Origin of the sequence: Paraburkholderia denitrificans, from assembly GCF_042655705.1 — a bacterium.
Lineage (GTDB): Bacteria > Pseudomonadota > Gammaproteobacteria > Burkholderiales > Burkholderiaceae > Paraburkholderia > Paraburkholderia denitrificans.
In genome coordinates, this window is record NZ_JBHSMP010000009.1 from 354,969 (window position 1) to 373,347 (window position 18,379).

An 18,379-nucleotide genomic window follows, 5' to 3' on the forward strand; every position below is an offset into this window, starting at 1 on the left:
CCATCGAGGCGGCACGCGTCCAGACGCGCTTACTTGAGCACTTGCGCGACAGCGCTGGCGACGACGTCGAGATTGCGGTTGTTCAGCGCGGCCACGCAGATGCGGCCCGTGCTCACGGCGTAGATGCCGAACTCTTCGCGCAGGCGGTCGACTTGCGCCGCCGTCAGACCCGAGTACGAGAACATGCCGCGCTGCACGTTGATGAAGTTGAAGTCGCGATCCACACCGGCGGCCATCAGGCGCTCGACGAGGCCCGTGCGCATTGCGCGGATGCGGTTGCGCATGTCGCCCAGTTCGTTTTCCCACATCGTGCGCAGTTCCGGCGAGCCGAGCACTGCGGCGACCACCGAACCACCGTGCGTCGGCGGGTTCGAGTAGTTCGTGCGGATCACGCGCTTGAGCTGCGAGAGCACGCGGGTCGATTCTTCCTTGCTGTTCGTGATGATCGACAGCGCGCCGACGCGCTCGCCGTACAGCGAAAACGACTTCGAGAACGACGACGAAACGAACACGTTCAGTTCCGAAGCGGCGAACAGGCGCACGACCTCGCCGTCCTCCTCGATGCCGTCACCGAAGCCCTGATAGGCGATGTCGAGGAACGGCACGAGTTCGCGCGCCTTCACGACTTCGATGATCTGCTTCCACTGGGCGATGGTCAGGTCCACGCCGGTCGGGTTGTGGCAGCATGCGTGCAGCACGATGATCGTGCCCGCCGCGTAGCTGTTCAGCGCGGCCAGCATGCCTTCGAAGTTCACGCCGTTGGTCTGCGCGTCGTAGTACGGGTACGCGACGACTTCGAAGCCTGCGCTTTCGAAGAGGGCGCGATGGTTTTCCCAGCTCGGGTCGCTGATCGCGACCTTCACGTTCGGGTTCACGCGCTTGAGGAGGTCGGCGCCGAGCTTCAGCGCGCCCGTGCCGCCAAGCGCCTGCGCCGTCACGACGCGACCGGCTGCGATCAGCGGCGAATCGTTGCCGAGCAGCAGCTTCTGCACGGCGGCGTCGTAGGCAGCCAGACCTTCGATCGGCAGATAGCCGCGCGGCAGTCCTGCTTCGACGCGGGCCTTTTCCGCTTCGCGCACCGCGCGCAGCAGCGGAATCTTGCCTTCCTCGTTGGTGTAGACGCCGACGCCGAGGTTCACCTTGGTGGTGCGCGCATCGGCGTTATAGGCTTCGTTCAGACCGAGGATCGGGTCGCGAGGGGCAAGTTCGACAGCGGAAAAGAGGGACATGATGGTTCGGCAATAGTCAGGGATGGACACATGGGTGGCCGCTTGCGCTTGCTCTCTCGCCGCCGCGCGTGAGTGCGCGCGGACGGCGCAGCCGGCTGGCCACGCAAGGCGCTATTGTAACGAATCTGTGACGCCTTTTCGCCCGCGGCGGCTGCTTTGCGTTCCTTTTGGACACGTTTAGGGGCGCGTTTCGTGAGCACGCTCGTGCGCAAATTCGTGCTCCGTTGCGTGGGCAGACGGCGCTGGCGCGCTTGTCGTCCGTCGCGCGGCACTTCCTTCCACCGTTCCCGCGCCCGATTCCACCCTCGGCCCGGACGTCGGCGAAACGCTAGAATAGTCCTTTGCCCCAGGCAGAGGATGTCGCCCCCCATGTCCGACCAGACCGTTGCCGACGCGCCCGTGTTCGACGAATCGAAGTTCGTCCAGTACGACGGTTCGCCGTTCCAGCTCTATCAGCCGTACGCGCCGGCGGGCGACCAGCCCACGGCCATCGAGACGCTCGTCGAAGGCGTCGGCGACGGCCTCGCGTTCCAGACGCTGCTCGGCGTGACGGGCTCGGGCAAGACCTTCACGATGGCGAACACGATCGCGCGCCTCGGCCGTCCGGCCATCGTGTTCGCGCCGAACAAGACGCTCGCCGCGCAGCTCTACTCGGAGTTCCGCGAGTTCTTTCCGCGCAATGCCGTCGAGTATTTCGTCTCGTACTACGACTACTACCAGCCGGAAGCGTATGTTCCGCAGCGCGACCTCTTCATCGAGAAGGATTCGTCGATCAACGAGCACATCGAGCAGATGCGCCTATCCGCGACGAAGAGCCTGATGGAGCGGCGCGATGTCGTGATCGTGGCGACCGTGTCGGCGATCTACGGTATCGGCAATCCGTCCGAGTACCACCAGATGATTCTCACGCTGCGCCACGGCGACAAGCTTGGCCAGCGCGACGTCATCGCGCGGCTGATCGCGATGCAGTACACGCGCAACGAGCAGGATTTCCAGCGCGGCACGTTCCGCGTGCGCGGCGACACCATCGACATCTTCCCGGCCGAGCACGCCGAAATGGCCGTGCGCGTCGAATTGTTCGACGACGAGGTTGAAACGCTGCAACTCTTCGATCCGCTCACGGGCCGCGTGCGCCAGAAAATTCCGCGCTTCACGGTGTATCCGTCGTCGCACTACGTGACGCCGCGCGAGACCGTGCTGCGCGCCGTCGAAACCATCAAGACCGAACTGCGCGACCGGCTCGAATTCTTCCATACCGAAGGCAAGCTCGTGGAGGCCCAGCGGCTCGAACAGCGCACGCGCTTCGACCTCGAAATGCTTCAGGAACTCGGCTTTTGCAAGGGCATCGAGAACTACTCGCGGCACTTCTCGGGCGCGGCGCCGGGCGAGCCGCCGCCGACGCTCGTCGATTACCTGCCGGGCGACGCGATGATGTTCCTCGACGAATCGCACGTCCTGATCGGCCAGTTCAACGGCATGTACAACGGCGACCGCGCGCGTAAGGAAAACCTCGTCGATTACGGCTTTCGGCTGCCTTCGGCGCTCGATAACCGGCCGCTCAAATTCGGCGAATTCGAGCGCAAGATGCGCCAGGTGGTTTTCGTGTCGGCGACGCCTGCCGACTATGAGAAAAAGGTCACGGGGCAGGTGGCCGAACAGGTCGTGCGGCCCACGGGCCTCGTCGATCCGGTGATCGAAGTGCGGCCCGCTTCGACCCAGGTCGACGACGTGCTCGGCGAGATCAACGAGCGCGTGGCCGCGGGCGAGCGCGTGCTCGTCACGACGCTCACGAAGCGCATGGCCGAGCAGCTCACCGAATTCCTCTCCGATCACGGCGTGAAGGTGCGCTACCTGCATAGCGATATCGACACGGTCGAGCGCGTGGAGATCATCCGCGATCTGCGGCTTGGCACGTTCGACGTGCTCGTCGGGATCAACCTGCTGCGCGAGGGCCTCGACATTCCCGAGGTGTCGCTCGTGGCGATTCTCGACGCCGACAAGGAAGGCTTCCTGCGCGCGGAGCGCTCGCTGATCCAGACGATCGGCCGCGCGGCGCGCAACGTGAACGGCAAGGCGATTCTCTACGGCGACCGCATTACCGACTCGATGCGCCGCGCGATCGACGAAACAGAACGGCGCCGCGCGAAGCAGATGGCGTTCAACGCGGAGCACGGCATCGTGCCGCGCGGTGTGGTCAAGCGCATCAAGGACATCATCGACGGCGTCTACAACGTCGACGAGGCGCGCGCCGAGCTGCGCGAGGAGCAGGAGCGCGCGAAGTTCGAGGACATGTCGGAGAAGCAGATCGCGAAGGAAATCAAGAAGCTCGAAAAGCAGATGATGGACTACGCGAAGAACCTCGAATTCGAAAAGGCCGCGCAGACGCGCGACCAGCTCGCACTTTTGCGCCGGCGCGTGTTCGGCGCGAACGTCGGCGATCATCCTGCCTGAGCACTCCACCGCCCGGCATCGCGCCCCTGAACCGGGACGCCTGTCACCACCCTTCAGTCTTGTAAGTTTCCATAAGGGTCTTGCTGCGCAAGACCCTTATGTCATCAGGCCTTCCGGGATTTTTCCTTTGGTGTAGTCCAGTGTAGGTGCTACACTGACATTCTTACTGAGAATGGTTCGCATTAACATTCATATCAATGTTGCGTCATTTGATTTCGTACTTTTACTCATAAAAATGCCAGGAGTTTCGATGCGGATCCACTCATTCTTGCGCGCCACCGCGCTGATCGCTGCGGCAGCGGCTGCCTGCAGCGCCAATGCGGCCGAATACCCGATCGGCAAGCAGCACATTCTGGGCGGCATGGAAATTGGCGCGGTGTATCTGCAGCCGATCACGATGGAACCGGAAGGCATGATGCGCAAGGCCGCGGATTCCGATATCCACCTCGAAACCGACATCCACGCCGTCAAGAACAACCCGAGCGGTTTTGCCGAGGGCGACTGGATGCCGTATCTGCAGGTCCACTACGAACTGACGAAACCCGGCTCGAATTACGTGCAAAAGGGCGACCTGATGCCGATGGTCGCGAACGACGGCCCGCATTACGGCGACAACGTCAAGCTCGCGGGCCCGGGCAAGTATCACCTGAAGATGACCGTCGAGGCGCCGATGCAGATGGGCAAGATGGCGTTCGGCCGTCACGTCGACAAGGAAACCGGCGTGGGTCCGTGGTTCAAGCCCATCACAATCGAATACGACTTCCCGTTCGCGGGCATCGGCAAGAAGGGCGGCTACTAAGCTGAGCCGCGCGGGTGAGTCAACAGGGCGGGCGGCGTTGCTTGCTGTCGCGGCGGCGCGGCCCGAAAACGCAGAACAGAGCAGGGAAGAACAATGACTGGAATCAGAAAGTTGGCGGCGCTCGCGCTCGGCGCGGCGCTTCTCGCGCCGCTCGCCGGCGTCGTGCATGCCGCAGACCTGCCGACGTTCAGGCTGGAAATGACCGACGGCAAGCTGAACCCCGCGCGCATCGAAGTGCCCGCGGGCAAGCGCATCAAGATCGAAGTGCACAACACCGGTAAGAGCGCGGCCGAGTTCGAGAGCGTCCAGTTGCGCAAGGAAACGGTGCTGGCGCCGGGTGCGGATTCGTTCGTCGTGATCGCGCCGCTCGATCCGGGCGAGTACAAATTTTTCGACGATTTTCATCATCAGGCGCAAGGCCTGATTGTCGCGAAGTAACGCGGCGAAGTAACGCAGCGAAACCAGCGTGACGAAATACGTCGCAAAGCAAGCGACAAAGCAGGCGTAGCGATGTGACGCCGCCCGCGTGTGCACTGGCGGCAGGAGGACTTGAATGGGTCAGGTGATGTTCATCGTGTGGCGGGAGAGCGTCGAGGCGCTGCTCGTCGTCGGCATTCTTCACGCGTGGCTGAAAAACGGCGATGCCGACGCGCGGCGCGGCCTGCCGTATCTATGGGGTGGCGTGGGGCTCGGGATACTCGCGGCGATTGCGCTCGGCGCGGCGCTGGTCGGGTTCACCGAGGTGCTCTCGGGCGATGGGCAGGATTACTTCCAGACGGCGATGGTGCTCGTCGCCTGCGTGCTGATCGTGCAGATGGTGTTGTGGATGAAGCGGCACGGGCGCACGCTCAAGCGCGAAATGGAGCAGTCGCTCGAAGCGAGCGCGCGCGATGCGAACTGGTGGGGCGTGACGGTGCTCGTCGCGCTCGCGATCGCACGCGAGGGCAGCGAGACGGTGATCTTCCTGTACGGGCTCGGCTTTGGCCAGTCGGGTCATGTCGACGCGGGCCAGTACCTTGCGGTGGCGATCGGCTTCGGCCTCGCCTTGCTCACGTTCTACGTGCTGCAACTGGGCGGCAAGGTGTTCTCGTGGCGCCACTTCTTCCGCATCACCGAGATCATGCTGCTGTTCCTCGGCGCGGGTCTGTTCCAGACCGGCGTCGACAAGCTGATCGACAAGGAGATTCTGCCCGCGATCGTCGATCGGCTCTGGAATACGTCGATGATCCTCGACGATTCGAGCACCTTCGGCTCGCTCGTCGCCACGCTCACGGGTTATCGCGCACATCCCGCGCTCATGAACCTGATTGCCTACGCTGCGTACTGGGCCGTGGTGTGGCTCCTCGTGCGTCGCGCAAATGGCCGCGCGGCCGCTATCGGTGCGAGGAAAGCAGCATGAGTTGTGTGTCCTCGCAGCCGGCCGCCCGGCGCGGCAAGCTCGCACAGGTCGGGCTCTGGATGCGGCGGCACGGTGCGGTGATCCGCACCGTGCAGTGGATCGTCGTCAGCGTCTACGCCTTCCTCATTATCGTGCCGGCGCTCATGCCGTTGCCCGGCAACACCGCGCATCTCTGGAACAATCTCACGCTCGCCGCGCAGTTCGTCTTCTGGGGCATCTGGTGGCCGTTCGTGCTGCTTTCGATGGTCCTGCTCGGCCGCGTCTGGTGCGGCGTGCTGTGCCCGGAGGGCGCGCTCTCCGAGCTTGCGAGCAAGCACGGCCGCGGCGGCGCCATTGCGCACTGGATGCGCTGGGGCGGCTGGCCGTTCGTCGCGTTCGGGCTGACGACCATCTACGGCCAGCTCGTGAGCGTCTACCAGTATCCGAAGGCGGTGCTGCTCGTGCTGGGCGGCTCGACGCTCGGCGCGATGGTGATCGGCTTTCTGTACGGCCGCGAAAAGCGCGTCTGGTGCCGCTACCTGTGTCCGGTCAACGGCGTGTTCTCGCTGCTCGCGCGTCTCGCGCCGTTTCATTACAAGGTCGATGAAGATGCGTGGCGCCGCTCGTACAAGTCCGGCGAGCAGGGCGGGCATCGCGTGATTCCGGTCAACTGCGCGCCGCTTCTGCCGCTGCGCAACATGAAGGGCGCCGCCGCGTGCCACATGTGCGGCCGTTGCGCGGGTCACCGCGACGCCATCGAACTGTCGTGGCGCTCGCCCACGCACGAGGTGGTCGAACTCGGTGACCGCCACGCGAAAGGCTGGGACACGGTGCTGATTCTGTACGGTCTCCTCGGTATCGCCATCGGCGCGTTCCACTGGACCGGTTCGCCGTGGTTCGTCGCCGTCAAGCAGTCGATTGCCGGCTGGCTCATCGACCGCGACATCACCTGGCCGCTCGCCACGAATGCGCCGTGGTTCCTGCTCACGCACTATCCGGCTCAGAACGATGTGTTCTCGTGGCTCGACGGCGCGATGATCGTCGGCTATATCCTCGCGACGGCGCTCGTGTACGGCACTGCGCTGCTCGCCATTCTGGCGGGCGTGAGCAGCGTGTTCGGGCGCTTCGAGATGCGCCGTCTGCACCACTTCGCGCAGGCCCTGATTCCGCTTGCGGGCGCGGGCGTGTTCCTCGGCCTGTCGGCCACGACGCTCGCGCTGCTGCGTGCGGAGCACCTCGCGCTCGACTGGGCATCGGGCGTGCGAATCGCCATTCTCGGCATTGCCAATCTGTGGAGTGCCTGGCTTGCGTGGCGCGTCGGCGGCCGATACAGTCAGCGGCTCGGGCAGCGCGGTCTGGCGTTGATCGGCTTCGCGGCTGCGCTTGCCGTCGTCGACAGTGCGTGGTGGCTCATGTTCTGGGGCTGGGCGCACTGATCGGCCGTTCAACCGATCGGAGAGCAAACCATGCGAACCAGGGCGGTATTGACTGACGAAGACATCGTGAAGATGGCCGACGCGGCCATCGCGCACGCGCACACGAATCAATGGGCCGTGACGATTGCAGTCGTCGACGAGGGCGCGCATTTGCTGTGGCTGCGCCGGCTCGACGGCGCGGCGCCCGCCACGGCGGAAATGGCGACATCGAAAGCCCGCACGGCGGCGCTTGGCCGCCGCGAGAGCAAGCTCTACGAGGACGTCATCCGCCAGGGCCGCACGGCGTTCCTCAGCGCGCCGCTCACAGCCATGCTGGAGGGCGGCGTGCCGATCGTCGTCGGTGGCGACGTGATTGGCGCAATCGGCGTTTCAGGCGTGAAATCGGACCAGGATGCGGCCGTGGCGCGCGCGGGTATCGCGGCGCTCGGCATCGCTTGAATCGGTAGACAACTGGCGGTAGACAGCCGGTGCACGCGTTCGCGGCGTGACGCGCGTGTGCCGGCTTTGTCTTTGTTACGGTGAGAAAAAAAATGGCGTGGCTGGCTGCGACGGCCCGCATGAAGCATGTTTGCACGAAGGGGTCAGGATTCGCGTGCAAGCCGTCTTGACTGGCTATTGCCTAACGCCTCGCGATGGGAGGCGATCCCCACAAAACACGGTACGTCCTACTTGGTGAGAATCAGCTTGCCGAGCCGCGTGGCTCGCAGCTGATATGCCTCGCCGTTATGCACGATGCTCACATGGCTGCGCCCTTGCAGCAGCGCCGTGCTGTCGAGCGGTTGCGCCGATGCGGCCGGTTGCGTTTGAGCGGCGCTCTGCGCCGTGCCGCGTGGGCTGATAGAGCCGCTTGAGCTACTGCCCGTGCCGCTCGTGCGGCGCAAGGTGAGCGTGGCTGAGTGATTGAAGCGGGTCATGAACGTGACGCCTTCCTCGATTCGATGGATCAATCATAAATGATAATCGTTCGCATTTGCAAGTCGAGGATGAGTATCGGATTTGCGCGGCGATAGTTGCTTAGGGCGTAGGCAGGCGAAGCCGGCATCGCGAGCGCGTGCCGCACTTCACCTGGTGCTTTCTTTTCGCGTGATGTCGCTCAGTGCTGCAGCGCATCCGGTTCGCCCGGCCCGAGCACGAACTGGCGGATCAGCCGAACGGTATCGATGTCCGATTCCCGGTACGCGGACTTCACGATTTCCGAGGTTTGCCGGTCGTCTTCGGTATCGGCGGTGGGCAGTGTCGTGCGGTACTCGAAGCGCAGGAAGAGCTGGTCTTCGTCGGGCGCTTCGATCGTCATCGTGAGCGAACCGCCGACGTACGCCGCAGTCGCGAGAATGTCGTAGCGCACGCTCCGGCCGGGCGTGAGCGTGACGCGGTCGCGCACGGTCGCGTGGCCGTAGTGCAGCTCGCGCTCCAGCGTGTTTTCCGTGCGCGAGAGGATCGCGCAGCTGTCGAGGCCGAGCACGAACAGCTGCGGCTGCTCGGCGCGCAGGACGAGGCCCTCCCACAACTGATCGCGCGTCATCGGCGGGACCAGCGGGTTCAGCGGGTCGTTGATCTGGATGAGGTGTTCGAAATTCAAGTCGGCGGCTTCCTGTGACGATTCCCGTGCGCGCCGCCTAGACGGCCACCAGACCCGAGCGGATCGTCACCGACTGCGTGAGGATCTTGTGGACCGGGCAGGCGTTGGCGATCTGCAGGAGGCGTTCGCGCTGCTCGCTCGTGAGCGTGCCTTCGAGCTTGATCTGGCGGTCGATGGTCGCGCCGAGGGCGCTGTTCACCATGGTGAGGTTGACGTGCACGCCTTCGAGCGGCCATTCCTTGCGCTTCGCGTACATCTTGAGCGTGATCGACGTGCAGGCGCCGAGGCTCGACAGCAGCAGCGAGAACGGCGAGGGGCCGCGGTCGCCGCCGCCGAGCGAGGCGGGTTCGTCGGCGATCCACGTATGGGTGCCGTCGTTGAATTGAACCTGATAGTCGGTCGAGCCGATGTGGGCGTTGACAGCGGGTTCGGCCATGCACTCCTCACGGGTGGTACGGGTAACGGATAGGGGAAAGGACGCGCTGCGCGCGTCCCTCAAGTCGCTATTGTGACGGAAAGCGAAAGTTACGGCGGAAAGTTCTCGCTGGCCGTGCTCAGCACGCGATTCGTCAGTGCGCGATGCGGCCCATGCGCCCGGACTGGTAGTCGAGCACGGCCTCGCGGATTTCCTGTTCCGTGTTCATCACGAACGGGCCGTAGCGCACGACCGGTTCGTGAAGCGGCACGCCGCCGATCAGCAGCACCTCCAGCGGTTCGGCCGCATCGTCCGGTGCGGCGAGCACGACGGAATCGCCGTTATTCGCGAACGTGACCATCTGCTGGGCCTCAATGCGCTCGCCGTCGTGCTCTCCATCGCGCCCGTAGCATCCCGTGCCCGAGAGGCCATAGGCGAACACGCGCCACGCGGCCGGCACCGGCTGCTCGACGCGGCCGCCCGGCGCGATCGTGAAATGCTGATAGAGGATGGGCGTGCGCGTTTCGATCGCGGCCTTGACGCCCAGCGCCTCGCCCGCGATCACCTTCACCGACACCTTGCCGTCGGCCGAGCGGCCGACCGGAATGCTTGCGGTGGGCAGTTCCTGGTAGCGCGGTGCGATCATCTTGTCGCGTGCAGGCAGGTTGACCCACAGCTGCAGGCCATGGATACGGCCGCCGGTTCGCGCGAATTCGGGGTCGGGCATCTCGCTGTGGATCACACCGGCGCCAGCGGTCATCCACTGCACGTCGCCGGGGCCGAGCGAGCCAGAATGCCCCTCGGAATCCTTGTGAGCGAAGCGCCCTTCGAGCATGTACGTGACCGTCTCGAAGCCGCGGTGCGGATGATCGGGTGCGCCCTTCGCGGCACCGGGCGCGTAGTCGATCGGGCCCATTTCGTCGAGCAGCAGGAACGGATCGAAGTCCATCAGCGCTCGCGTCGGGAACGGCCGATGAACGATGAAACCCGCGCCCTCGGTCGTGCGAACGGCGGGAAAGATGCGTTCGATGGTGCGGGTCGTCGTCATGGGGATCCTCTCCGAACAGTGAGCGTTGCTCGATATGCGAAACAAACGGTTATTATAGGTAGCCGTTTTAGGCCTTTTGACGGCCGTTACGCAATTGATTGTCCCATCGCTGGAACGATGAAATGAAGATCGACTCGCATGACCTGAACGACCTGATGTATTTCTCGCAGGTCGTCGAGCACGGTGGTTTTTCGGCGGCTGAACGCGCGCTTGGCATTTCGAAGTCGCGTCTGTCGCGGCGCGTGAGCGAACTCGAATCGCTGCTCGGCGTACGCCTGCTGCAGCGTTCCACGCGCAAGCTCGCGCTCACCGAAGCGGGCGAGCTTTTCTATCAGCATTGCCGCGCCATGCTCTCCGAGGCTCAGGCGGCCGTCAACGTCGTGCAGTCGTTGCGCTCGTCGCCGCGCGGCACCGTGCGCGTGAGTGTGCCGGTCACGCTTTCGCAGACCATTTTTTCGCAGATCATCCCCGATTTCATGCATCGCTTCCCGGAAGTGCGGATCGTGATGCGCGTGACGAACCGCGTGATCGACCTGTTCGAGGACTCGGTGGATGTCGCGCTGCGCGTGCGCTCCGAGCCGCCGCAGAATGCCAATATCGTGGTGCGTCCGCTCTGGCGCACGGAGCAGATGCTCGTGGGCGCGCCCAGTCTGCTTGCGCAGAATGCGCCGCCGCTCACGCCCGCCGATCTCGCACGTTTCGAAACGCTCGATACGCCCACGGGCGATGGCCGTCACGTGTTTCAGCTCATCGCGCCGGACGGCACACGCCACGCGCACGAGCACGAGCCGCGCCTCATCTCGGCCGATCTCACCACGATCCGCGAAGCCGCGCTCGCGGGCCTCGGCATCGCGGCGCTGCCCGAGATGATGTACGGCGCCGCGCTGCGCTCGGGCAAGCTCTCGCCGGTCATGCCGGGCTGGACGCTGCCGACGCCTCAGCTTTACGCGGTGTTTCTCTCGCGGCAGGGGATGGTGCCCGCGGTGCGTGCGTTCGTCGATTACCTCGTCGAAGTGCTCGACGTCGATGAAAGCCTGCAGCAGGAGTGTCCGCTGCGCAGCGACATTGCGCCGCTGGTTCAACGTCATCGAGAGACGCATACGTGAGCGCACGAGTCCGCGAAGCTCGATCGAATGATGCGCATGACCGCAGCGTATGCACGTATGTTGGGACGTCATGTCTTTTTGCATTTAAGCGTCGCCGGCAATCGTTACTTTCAATGGGCGAAGTCTTGAATGCGCGAGGCGAGAGGAATATATTGAATTCCGTCTCGCCAAGACCGGTCTTGAGCGGGATTTGATGGGCCGCTATCATAGCGAGCCTTCAGGGCTGAAAGCGCTGTCCGTGTTGCCCACGGCATGTCGCATGTATTGACGCGAACTGGCCGACGGTGAGCGTCGAGACCGCCCGAATGCGCTGCGTGCGCACGAAAAAAGGCCTTCATCTGACGATGGAGGCCTTTTACTTTGTACGGTGCGAATGTGCTCGATGATTCGGGCCTTCTCGTCTGAATGACGATAAGGATAACGAACATTGAATCGGCTTGCGTCGATCGGGTCTGTCGCGTGAGTACGTTTGTCGCTGGAAGATGGGTGCATCGCCGTGGCGTGCCACGGCTCAGCGCGGGCGGCGACGTGCGAAGCACCGTCACTCGCGAAAGATCAACACCGAGATGCAGAGCGTAGTCACGAATCCAATCAGCAATTCCATTGAGGCCTCCCTGGAGCAGGATGAATGGTCGCTGGCTGGTCGTGAAACTGGCTGGCTGTTGGTAAGGACGGTACGGACGCGGCGCTGTGCGCGCCGCGATGTTCAGGCGGCCTGGGGCTCGTAGACAGGAACCAGGGCGGTCGCGGGCACGGCGGCCGGAAGCCGCTGCTGGGCGCCGCCGCAGCAACCGCTACCGCAGGCACCGCTGCCGCAGGCGCCGCTTTGCGCCATCACTTCACGAACGGATTCTTCGCACTTGCCGCAGCAGGTCGCAACGCCGAGTTCGAACTGCAGGTCGTCGAATGAATCCATGCCTTCGGCGATGGAGGCGCGGATCTTTCGGTCGGAGACGGACTTGCACACGCAGACAATCATGATAGAGCACGATAGAGGGCCGTAATGCGAATTATTATCATTCTGTTCGATGCATGTAGCAAGCACTTTAACGGAATTTTTGTAACAAAACCGGGTACTTAGAAGGGTTTTACCATTTCGCCGAGCCGTTGTGGGACAGACAAAACAGGGGCGGAAAGGACCGCGTGCGGCAGCCAGGTGCCGCAGCGAGAGATGGCGAATTCAGGCCGCGTTGGCTTCCAGTTCGAGCGTGCGGCGCGACGGAATCCGCACGGATTCCACCTGCGCGTCGATGCCGAGCAGCGCCGCTGCCAGCATGTGCAGGTGCGTGCCGTCGTTCGTCGAACAAAAACGCGCGGGCGCGGGCGCATCGCCGGTCGCGGGCGCGCGTAGTCCGTCCCGGGTCAGCACGCGTTCGAGCTGTTTTGCGATGGCGACGCTCGTGTCGATGAGCGTCATCTGCTCGCCGACGATCGAGCGGATCGCCGTATCGAGAAACGGATAGTGCGTGCAGCCGAGCACGAGCGTATCGGCGCCTGCGTCGAGCATCGGCTGGAGATAGCCGTGCAGCAGTGCGATGAGTGCCGGGGAGTCCACGTCGCAGCGCTCCACGGCTTCGACAAGCCCGTGGCCGGGCTGGCAGAGCACGCGCAGGTCGGCGGAATGGCGTTCGAGGAGCGCCTGAAAGCGCGCGCTGCGCAGCGTGACCTGGGTTGCGAGCAAGCCCGCCACGCGCGTTTTCGAGCGCAGTGCGGCCGGTTTGATGCCGGGCTCCACGCCGACGAGCGGAATGGGCAGCCGTTCGCGCACGAATTCGATGGATTGGGCAGTGGCTGTGTTGCAGGCCACCACGAGCGCCTTCGCGCCCTGTGCCATCAGCCATTGGCCGATGGCGAGCGTGCGGTCGGCGATAAAGTCGTCGTCGCGCTGCCCGTACGGCGCGTAGCGCGAATCGGCGACATAGACGAGCCGTTCGTCAGGCAGGAGCTTTCGCACGGCGCGCAGCACGGACAGGCCGCCGAGGCCGGAATCGAAGATGCCGACGGGTAGGGCGCTGGAGTGGGGCGAGACGTTCAAGAGATTCGGCGCAGGATAGTAGGGACGCATCCGCGAGGTGCGCGAATGCGTCGTGACGGCAAGACGGCGATCAGGATTCTACCGAACCCATGCCCGACTGCTGGTAGTTCTGGATGCCGACCTTGTCGATGAGATCAAGCTGGGTCTCGAGCCAGTCGATGTGCTCTTCGGTGTCGTCGAGGATCGTCACGAAGATCTCGCGCGAGACGAAGTCGCGCACGGACTCGCAATAGACGATCGCTTCCTTGCAGGTGGCCTGGGAAATCTGTTCGAGTTTCAGGTCGCATTCGAGGATTTCGCGGGTTTCCTCGCCGATCAGAAGCTTGTGCAGATCCTGCAGGTTCGGCAGGCCGTCGAGCATGAACACGCGCTCGATGATCATGTCGGCGTGCTTCATTTCGCCGATCGATTCGTCGTATTCGTGCTTGCCGAGCTTATCGAGCCCCCAGTGTTTGTACATGCGGGCGTGCAGGAAGTACTGATTGATGGCGGTCAGCTCGTTCTTGAGCTGCGCATTCAGGTATTCGATGACCTTCTTGTCGCCTTGCATGATGTTTTCCTTCCTTGGTGGCCGGGCTCTGGTCATGAACAATAAACGCTGCACGGGCAAATGCCAAGGCGAAATCCGGCGTGCATTCCCGCCGCGCGGCGCGTGAGCATCGGTCGCAAAATCAGTCTCGAAGCGGCTCGCGTTACCGCGCAAAAAAAAACCGGGACGCTCGGCCCCGGTTTTTTTCTCATCGGCACAAGCCGATCCGACTCATACGCGTACGCAGCGCATCAAACCTCTGCGACCGGAATCTTGCCGATCCTGGCCTGCCATTCCTTCGGGCCGGTCTGGTGGACCGAGGTGCCCGACGAATCGACGGCAACCGTCACCGGCATGTCCTGAACGTCGAACTCATAGATGGCTTCCATGCCGAGATCCCCGAATGCGAGCACCTTCGCACCGCGGATCGCCTTCGACACGAGGTAGGCTGCGCCGCCCACGGCCATCAGGTACGCGGCCTTGTGCTTCTTGATCGCCTCGATGGCGACCGGGCCGCGCTCGGCCTTGCCGACCATCGAAATGAGGCCCGTCTGCGCGAGCATCATCTCGGTGAACTTGTCCATGCGCGTGGCGGTCGTGGGACCGGCCGGGCCGACCACTTCGTCGCGCACCGGATCGACCGGACCGACGTAGTAGATCACGCGGTTCTTGAAGTCGACGGGCAGCTTCTCGCCCTTCGCGAGCATGTCGGCGATGCGCTTGTGCGCGGCGTCGCGGCCCGTGAGCATCTTGCCCGAGAGCAGCAGCGTCTGGCCCGGCTTCCACGAAGCGACTTCTTCCGGCGTGAGCGTGTTGAGATCGACGCGCTTGCTGGTTTCCGTGTTCGGTTCCCAGTTGACCTTCGGCCAGGCGTCGAGCGAGGGCGCTTCGAGCTTCGCCGGGCCCGAGCCGTCCAGCACAAAGTGTGCGTGGCGCGTCGCGGCGCAGTTCGGGATCATCGCGACGGGCTTCGACGCCGCGTGCGTGGCCGCCGCCATGATCTTGACGTCGAGCACGGTGGCGAGGCCGCCCAGGCCCTGTGCGCCGATGCCGAGCGCGTTCACCTTCTCGTGCAGCTCGACGCGCAGTTCCTCGATCCAGTCCTTCGGGCCGCGCTCGATGATGTCCTGAATGTCGACCGGCTCCATCAGCGATTCCTTCGCCATCAGCATCGCCTTTTCAGCGGTGCCGCCGATGCCGATGCCGAGCATGCCCGGCGGGCACCAGCCCGCGCCCATCATCGGCACGGTCTTGAGCACCCAGTCGACGATCGAATCCGACGGGTTCAGCATCACGAACTTCGACTTGTTCTCCGAGCCGCCGCCCTTGGCCGCGACCTGCACGTCGACCTTGTCGCCCGGCACGATCTCGTAGTGGATCACGGCCGGGGTGTTGTCCGTCGTGTTCTTGCGGGCGCCTTCGGGCGGGTTCACGATCGACGCGCGCAGCACGTTGTCCGGGTGCGTGTAACCGCGGCGCACGCCTTCGTTGATCATGTCCGTGAGGCTCATCGTGGCGCCGTCCCAGCGCACGTCCATGCCGACCTTCACGAAGATCGTGACGATGCCGGTGTCCTGGCAAATCGGGCGGTGGCCTTCGGCGCACATGCGGCTGTTCGTGAGGATCTGCGCGATGGCGTCCTTTGCGGCGGGGCTCTTTTCGAGCTCGTACGCGCGACCGAGCGCTTCGATGTAGTCCTGCGGATGGTAGTAGCTGATGTACTGCAGCGAATCCGCGATGCTCTGGATCAGGTCTTCCTGTTTAATGACGGTCATGGCTGGCTTCAGTGAGTGCGGGGGTGTAATCGTGTTTGGGTGCTGCTTCAGTCGGCAGCGACGGTCTCCGGCGCCGGATGCCGCGCGGCCAGTGCCTCGTAATGCTGGGGATGCGTGTGCGTCGTGAGGCGGTCGATCCACGCCATGATCAGCGCGGACGCGAGGAACGAGATATGGATGATCACCTGCCACAACACGGTGTGCGCGGAAACCGCATCCGGATTGATGAAGGTCTTCAGCAGATGAATCGACGAAATGCTGATGAGCGCCATGGCGAGTTTCACTTTGAGTACGCCGGCATTCACGTGATCGAGCCATTCGGGCTCGTCGGGGTGGCCCTCCAGGCCCATGCGCGAGACGAACGTCTCATAGCCGCCGACGATCACCATGATGAGCAGATTCGAGATCATCACGACGTCGATCAGGCCGAGCACGGCGAGCATGATGCTCGTTTCGTCGAGCGTTGTCGCATGACTGACGAGGTGCCAGACTTCCTTCAGGAACAGCACGCCGTAGACAATCTGCGCGACGATGAGGCCGAGATAGAGCGGCACCTGGAGCCAGCGGCTCATGAAGATGACGCGCGGCAGGAGGTGCGGTCGGCGCGGGGCTTGACCCGCGTGAGGCGGTCGTGGATGTGCAGCGGACATGGGCAGTGACGATGGCGAATTACGGGCGGGGCCGCCGCGCCGCGCACGCAGCACACAGCAGCGCAACAGGGCGCCGCCGGCGGGTGCGCGCCGCATGGACCGGGCGCGCTATTGTACAGCGTCGGCGGCCTGGGCCGTCTCAGGACGGGCGGCGCGGCATGCCGGGCCGTGCGGCGCCTCAGGACGAGACGGGCGGCACGCGCTTCGTCTTGAGGCTCGCGAGTGCGATGCCGCCGATCACGCAGGCGAGCGCGATCCCGTGCGCGGGCGTGGGCCGCTCGCCGAGAAACGCGATCCCGTAGATCGCCGCCGCCACGGGAAGCACGGCGGTGAACACCCCCGCGACGCTGCCCGCCACATGACGGATCCCCTTCATCCAGAGCCAGAACGAGAACACGCTCGCGGAGAGCGCATACCAGAGCGAGAGCCCCCAGATGCCGGGCGGCACGCTCGAATAATCGAACGACAGTGCGTCAGGCAGACCCACGGGCAGCATCAGCAGAAAGCCGAAAAGATGTGTGTACGCGCAGATATCGATGGCTTCGAGCGTTTGCGTGAGACGGCGCGAGAGAATCACGTAGAGCGATTCGCAGCACACGGCGCCGAGCACCATCAGGTTGCCGGCAAGCGATTGCGGAGCGCTGTCGCCGCCGCTGCCGGTATGCGCGAGGTTGACGACGGCGATGCCCGCGATGGCGAGTGCGATCGACACGAATGCGCGCGAATCGGGCCGTTCGCGCAGGAAGAGCCAGGAGAACAGTGCGACGATGGCGGGGATGGTGCTCGTGATGACGCCTGCGGCGACCGCGCTCGTGCGCTGCACGCCGCCGAGCATGAGCAGCGTAAACCCGAATGTACCGAAGAGTGCCTGAAGGAAGAGATTGATCCATTCGCCGCGCTTGACGCGACGCATTTTCGCTGCGCGCAGGAGCGGCCAGAGCACTGCGAGGGCGATGACGAAACGCAGCAGCGCAAAGAGCGGAACGGGAACGAACGAAACGATTGATTTGCCGATGCCGACGTTGCTGCCGACGAGGAGCATCGCGGCGACGAGAAAAAGAGAGTAGCGGTTCAAGCTGGAATCCGGGCGCACAGGTCGGTTAGCATTCTAAGTGCCGGCCTGTCGGTGCGTCATCTGCAGGGATTTACCCTCGAAGCTGCGGGCGCGTAAGTGGGCGGTAAGTTGGTACGCTTAACCTTGTCCGCTCTCACGACGGGCCGCGTGACGTGTCCAGCCATGCTGCGCTGCCGCAGGGGTGCGCGCAAAACGGTCTGCGTGAAAGGGGTAGCACCCAAGGGCTAGCACCAAAGGGCACGTGTCAAGGCGACGACACGCGTGCCAGCAACAATAGAGCCGCCCGCAAGGCGAGGCGGCGTTCGGAGACGGCTCGCGCACGGAAGTTGCTGCGCGGGCCAACGCGTTTGACGTTTTATTTCACGAAGGGGTCCTCGATGGCAACGATTGAATCGGTTCTTCAAGAGCACCGCGTTTTCGCACCATCCGCGCAAATGGTGGCGAATGCGACGGTTTCCGGCATGGACGCCTACAACGCACTGTGTGCGGAAGCCGAGCGCGATTACGAGGGCTTCTGGGCGCGTCTCGCACGCGAAACCCTGAGCTGGCAGAAGCCCTTCTCGAAGGTGCTCGACGAATCGAACGCGCCGTTCTACACGTGGTTCGAGGACGGCGAGCTCAACGCTTCGTACAACAGCCTCGACCGTCACGTCGAAGCGGGCCTCGGCGAGCGCGTCGCGATCCACTTCGAAGCCGACGACGGCACCGTTACCGACGTCACGTACCGCGATCTGCTCGGACGTGTGTCGCGTTTTGCGAACGCGCTCAAAAAGCGCGGCGTGAAGAAGGGCGACCGCGTCGTGATCTACATGCCGATGTCGGTCGAAGGCGTGGTTGCGATGCAGGCGTGCGCACGCATCGGTGCGACGCATTC

General features: G+C 64.0%; 19 protein-coding genes. 8 read left to right on the forward strand and 11 right to left on the reverse strand.

Going from position 1 to position 18,379, the window contains the following annotated elements:
• Positions 1-29: 29 nt before the first annotated feature.
• The gene (locus ACFPTO_RS07560) at positions 30-1,229 is read right to left on the reverse strand and encodes an amino acid aminotransferase (protein WP_377710521.1); all 1,200 of its coding nucleotides are present in this window, start codon (positions 1,227-1,229) and stop codon (positions 30-32) included.
• Positions 1,230-1,586: 357 nt separating this feature from the next.
• Between ACFPTO_RS07560 and uvrB the strand changes: the two genes are divergently transcribed.
• From uvrB to ACFPTO_RS07590, 6 genes are all read left to right on the forward strand, one after another.
• On the forward strand, positions 1,587-3,680 hold the full coding sequence (gene uvrB, locus ACFPTO_RS07565; protein WP_377710523.1) for an excinuclease ABC subunit UvrB: 2,094 nt from the start codon (positions 1,587-1,589) through the stop codon (positions 3,678-3,680).
• A 250-nt stretch (positions 3,681-3,930) separates the two neighbouring features.
• Positions 3,931-4,479, forward strand: coding sequence for an iron transporter (locus ACFPTO_RS07570; protein ID WP_377710524.1), 549 nt, complete (start codon positions 3,931-3,933; stop codon positions 4,477-4,479).
• A 93-nt stretch (positions 4,480-4,572) separates the two neighbouring features.
• Positions 4,573-4,917, forward strand: a complete 345-nt coding sequence (locus tag ACFPTO_RS07575; protein ID WP_377710525.1) for a cupredoxin domain-containing protein — start codon at positions 4,573-4,575, stop codon at positions 4,915-4,917.
• 115 nt (positions 4,918-5,032) lie between these two features.
• The gene (locus tag ACFPTO_RS07580) at positions 5,033-5,878 is read left to right on the forward strand and encodes an FTR1 family iron permease (protein ID WP_377710526.1); all 846 of its coding nucleotides are present in this window, start codon (positions 5,033-5,035) and stop codon (positions 5,876-5,878) included.
• Complete coding sequence (locus ACFPTO_RS07585) at positions 5,875-7,293, forward strand: 4Fe-4S binding protein (RefSeq protein WP_377710528.1); 1,419 nt, start codon at positions 5,875-5,877, stop codon at positions 7,291-7,293. The genes ACFPTO_RS07580 and ACFPTO_RS07585 overlap by 4 nt, the downstream gene beginning before the upstream one ends.
• Positions 7,294-7,323: 30 nt before the next feature.
• The gene (locus ACFPTO_RS07590) at positions 7,324-7,731 is read left to right on the forward strand and encodes a GlcG/HbpS family heme-binding protein (protein ID WP_377710530.1); all 408 of its coding nucleotides are present in this window, start codon (positions 7,324-7,326) and stop codon (positions 7,729-7,731) included.
• A 227-nt stretch (positions 7,732-7,958) separates the two neighbouring features.
• Here ACFPTO_RS07590 and hemP read toward each other — a convergent pair whose 3' ends face one another.
• The 4 genes from hemP to ACFPTO_RS07610 all read right to left on the reverse strand — a co-directional run bounded on the left by hemP (position 7,959) and on the right by ACFPTO_RS07610 (position 10,335).
• Positions 7,959-8,207 (reverse strand): hemin uptake protein HemP, encoded by a 249-nt coding sequence (gene hemP, locus ACFPTO_RS07595; RefSeq protein WP_377710531.1) that lies wholly within the window; start codon positions 8,205-8,207, stop codon positions 7,959-7,961.
• A gap of 179 nt (positions 8,208-8,386) precedes the next feature.
• Positions 8,387-8,872 carry an SRPBCC family protein gene (locus tag ACFPTO_RS07600; RefSeq protein WP_377710532.1) on the reverse strand — a complete coding sequence of 162 codons (486 nt, stop codon included), beginning with the start codon at positions 8,870-8,872 and terminating at the stop codon, positions 8,387-8,389.
• A 37-nt stretch (positions 8,873-8,909) separates the two neighbouring features.
• On the reverse strand, positions 8,910-9,308 hold the full coding sequence (locus ACFPTO_RS07605; protein WP_377710533.1) for an OsmC family protein: 399 nt from the start codon (positions 9,306-9,308) through the stop codon (positions 8,910-8,912).
• Between the two features lie 133 nt (positions 9,309-9,441).
• Entirely contained in the window at positions 9,442-10,335 is an 894-nt protein-coding gene (locus tag ACFPTO_RS07610) for a pirin family protein (protein ID WP_377710534.1), read from the reverse strand.
• A 122-nt stretch (positions 10,336-10,457) separates the two neighbouring features.
• Here ACFPTO_RS07610 and ACFPTO_RS07615 point away from each other — a divergent pair, with 122 nt between their 5' ends.
• Entirely contained in the window at positions 10,458-11,441 is a 984-nt protein-coding gene (locus ACFPTO_RS07615; RefSeq protein ID WP_377710536.1) for a LysR family transcriptional regulator, read from the forward strand.
• A 706-nt stretch (positions 11,442-12,147) separates the two neighbouring features.
• Here the strand turns inward: ACFPTO_RS07615 and ACFPTO_RS07620 are convergent.
• From ACFPTO_RS07620 to ACFPTO_RS07645, 6 genes are all read right to left on the reverse strand, one after another.
• Positions 12,148-12,420, reverse strand: a complete 273-nt coding sequence (locus ACFPTO_RS07620) for a (2Fe-2S)-binding protein (RefSeq protein ID WP_377710537.1) — start codon at positions 12,418-12,420, stop codon at positions 12,148-12,150.
• Between the two features lie 201 nt (positions 12,421-12,621).
• Positions 12,622-13,506: a glutamate racemase gene (gene murI, locus ACFPTO_RS07625; protein WP_377710538.1), complete on the reverse strand. Its 885-nt coding sequence runs from the start codon at positions 13,504-13,506 to the stop codon at positions 12,622-12,624.
• 40 nt (positions 13,507-13,546) lie between these two features.
• Complete coding sequence (gene bfr / locus ACFPTO_RS07630) at positions 13,547-14,026, reverse strand: bacterioferritin (RefSeq protein WP_377710539.1); 480 nt, start codon at positions 14,024-14,026, stop codon at positions 13,547-13,549.
• Positions 14,027-14,256: 230 nt separating this feature from the next.
• On the reverse strand, positions 14,257-15,780 hold the full coding sequence (locus ACFPTO_RS07635; protein ID WP_377710540.1) for a fumarate hydratase: 1,524 nt from the start codon (positions 15,778-15,780) through the stop codon (positions 14,257-14,259).
• A gap of 47 nt (positions 15,781-15,827) precedes the next feature.
• On the reverse strand, positions 15,828-16,430 hold the full coding sequence (locus ACFPTO_RS07640; RefSeq protein WP_377710542.1) for a TIGR00645 family protein: 603 nt from the start codon (positions 16,428-16,430) through the stop codon (positions 15,828-15,830).
• A 178-nt stretch (positions 16,431-16,608) separates the two neighbouring features.
• Positions 16,609-17,505 (reverse strand): DMT family transporter, encoded by an 897-nt coding sequence (locus ACFPTO_RS07645; RefSeq protein WP_377710543.1) that lies wholly within the window; start codon positions 17,503-17,505, stop codon positions 16,609-16,611.
• A gap of 377 nt (positions 17,506-17,882) precedes the next feature.
• Here ACFPTO_RS07645 and ACFPTO_RS07650 point away from each other — a divergent pair.
• The coding region (locus ACFPTO_RS07650; protein WP_377710545.1) for an acetyl-coenzyme A synthetase N-terminal domain-containing protein at positions 17,883-18,379 on the forward strand (497 nt) is incomplete at its 3' end.

Excerpts from the sequence above, each read along its gene's own strand:
- ACFPTO_RS07615 (WP_377710536.1), top strand. The coding sequence starts at position 10,458 with ATGAAGATCGACTCGCATGACCTGAACGACCTGATGTATTTCTCGCAG.
- ACFPTO_RS07640 (WP_377710542.1), bottom strand. The coding sequence starts at position 16,430 with ATGTCCGCTGCACATCCACGACCGCCTCACGCGGGTCAAGCCCCGCGC.
- ACFPTO_RS07560 (WP_377710521.1), bottom strand. The coding sequence starts at position 1,229 with ATGTCCCTCTTTTCCGCTGTCGAACTTGCCCCTCGCGACCCGATCCTC.
- hemP (WP_377710531.1), bottom strand. The coding sequence starts at position 8,207 with ATGACCCGCTTCAATCACTCAGCCACGCTCACCTTGCGCCGCACGAGC.
- bfr (WP_377710539.1), bottom strand. The coding sequence starts at position 14,026 with ATGCAAGGCGACAAGAAGGTCATCGAATACCTGAATGCGCAGCTCAAG.
- uvrB (WP_377710523.1), top strand. The coding sequence starts at position 1,587 with ATGTCGCCCCCCATGTCCGACCAGACCGTTGCCGACGCGCCCGTGTTC.
- ACFPTO_RS07635 (WP_377710540.1), bottom strand. The coding sequence starts at position 15,780 with ATGACCGTCATTAAACAGGAAGACCTGATCCAGAGCATCGCGGATTCG.
- ACFPTO_RS07605 (WP_377710533.1), bottom strand. The coding sequence starts at position 9,308 with ATGGCCGAACCCGCTGTCAACGCCCACATCGGCTCGACCGACTATCAG.
- ACFPTO_RS07620 (WP_377710537.1), bottom strand. The coding sequence starts at position 12,420 with ATGATTGTCTGCGTGTGCAAGTCCGTCTCCGACCGAAAGATCCGCGCC.
- ACFPTO_RS07570 (WP_377710524.1), top strand. The coding sequence starts at position 3,931 with ATGCGGATCCACTCATTCTTGCGCGCCACCGCGCTGATCGCTGCGGCA.
- ACFPTO_RS07610 (WP_377710534.1), bottom strand. The coding sequence starts at position 10,335 with ATGACGACGACCCGCACCATCGAACGCATCTTTCCCGCCGTTCGCACG.
- ACFPTO_RS07580 (WP_377710526.1), top strand. The coding sequence starts at position 5,033 with ATGGGTCAGGTGATGTTCATCGTGTGGCGGGAGAGCGTCGAGGCGCTG.
- ACFPTO_RS07590 (WP_377710530.1), top strand. The coding sequence starts at position 7,324 with ATGCGAACCAGGGCGGTATTGACTGACGAAGACATCGTGAAGATGGCC.
- ACFPTO_RS07585 (WP_377710528.1), top strand. The coding sequence starts at position 5,875 with ATGAGTTGTGTGTCCTCGCAGCCGGCCGCCCGGCGCGGCAAGCTCGCA.
- murI (WP_377710538.1), bottom strand. The coding sequence starts at position 13,506 with ATGCGTCCCTACTATCCTGCGCCGAATCTCTTGAACGTCTCGCCCCAC.
- ACFPTO_RS07575 (WP_377710525.1), top strand. The coding sequence starts at position 4,573 with ATGACTGGAATCAGAAAGTTGGCGGCGCTCGCGCTCGGCGCGGCGCTT.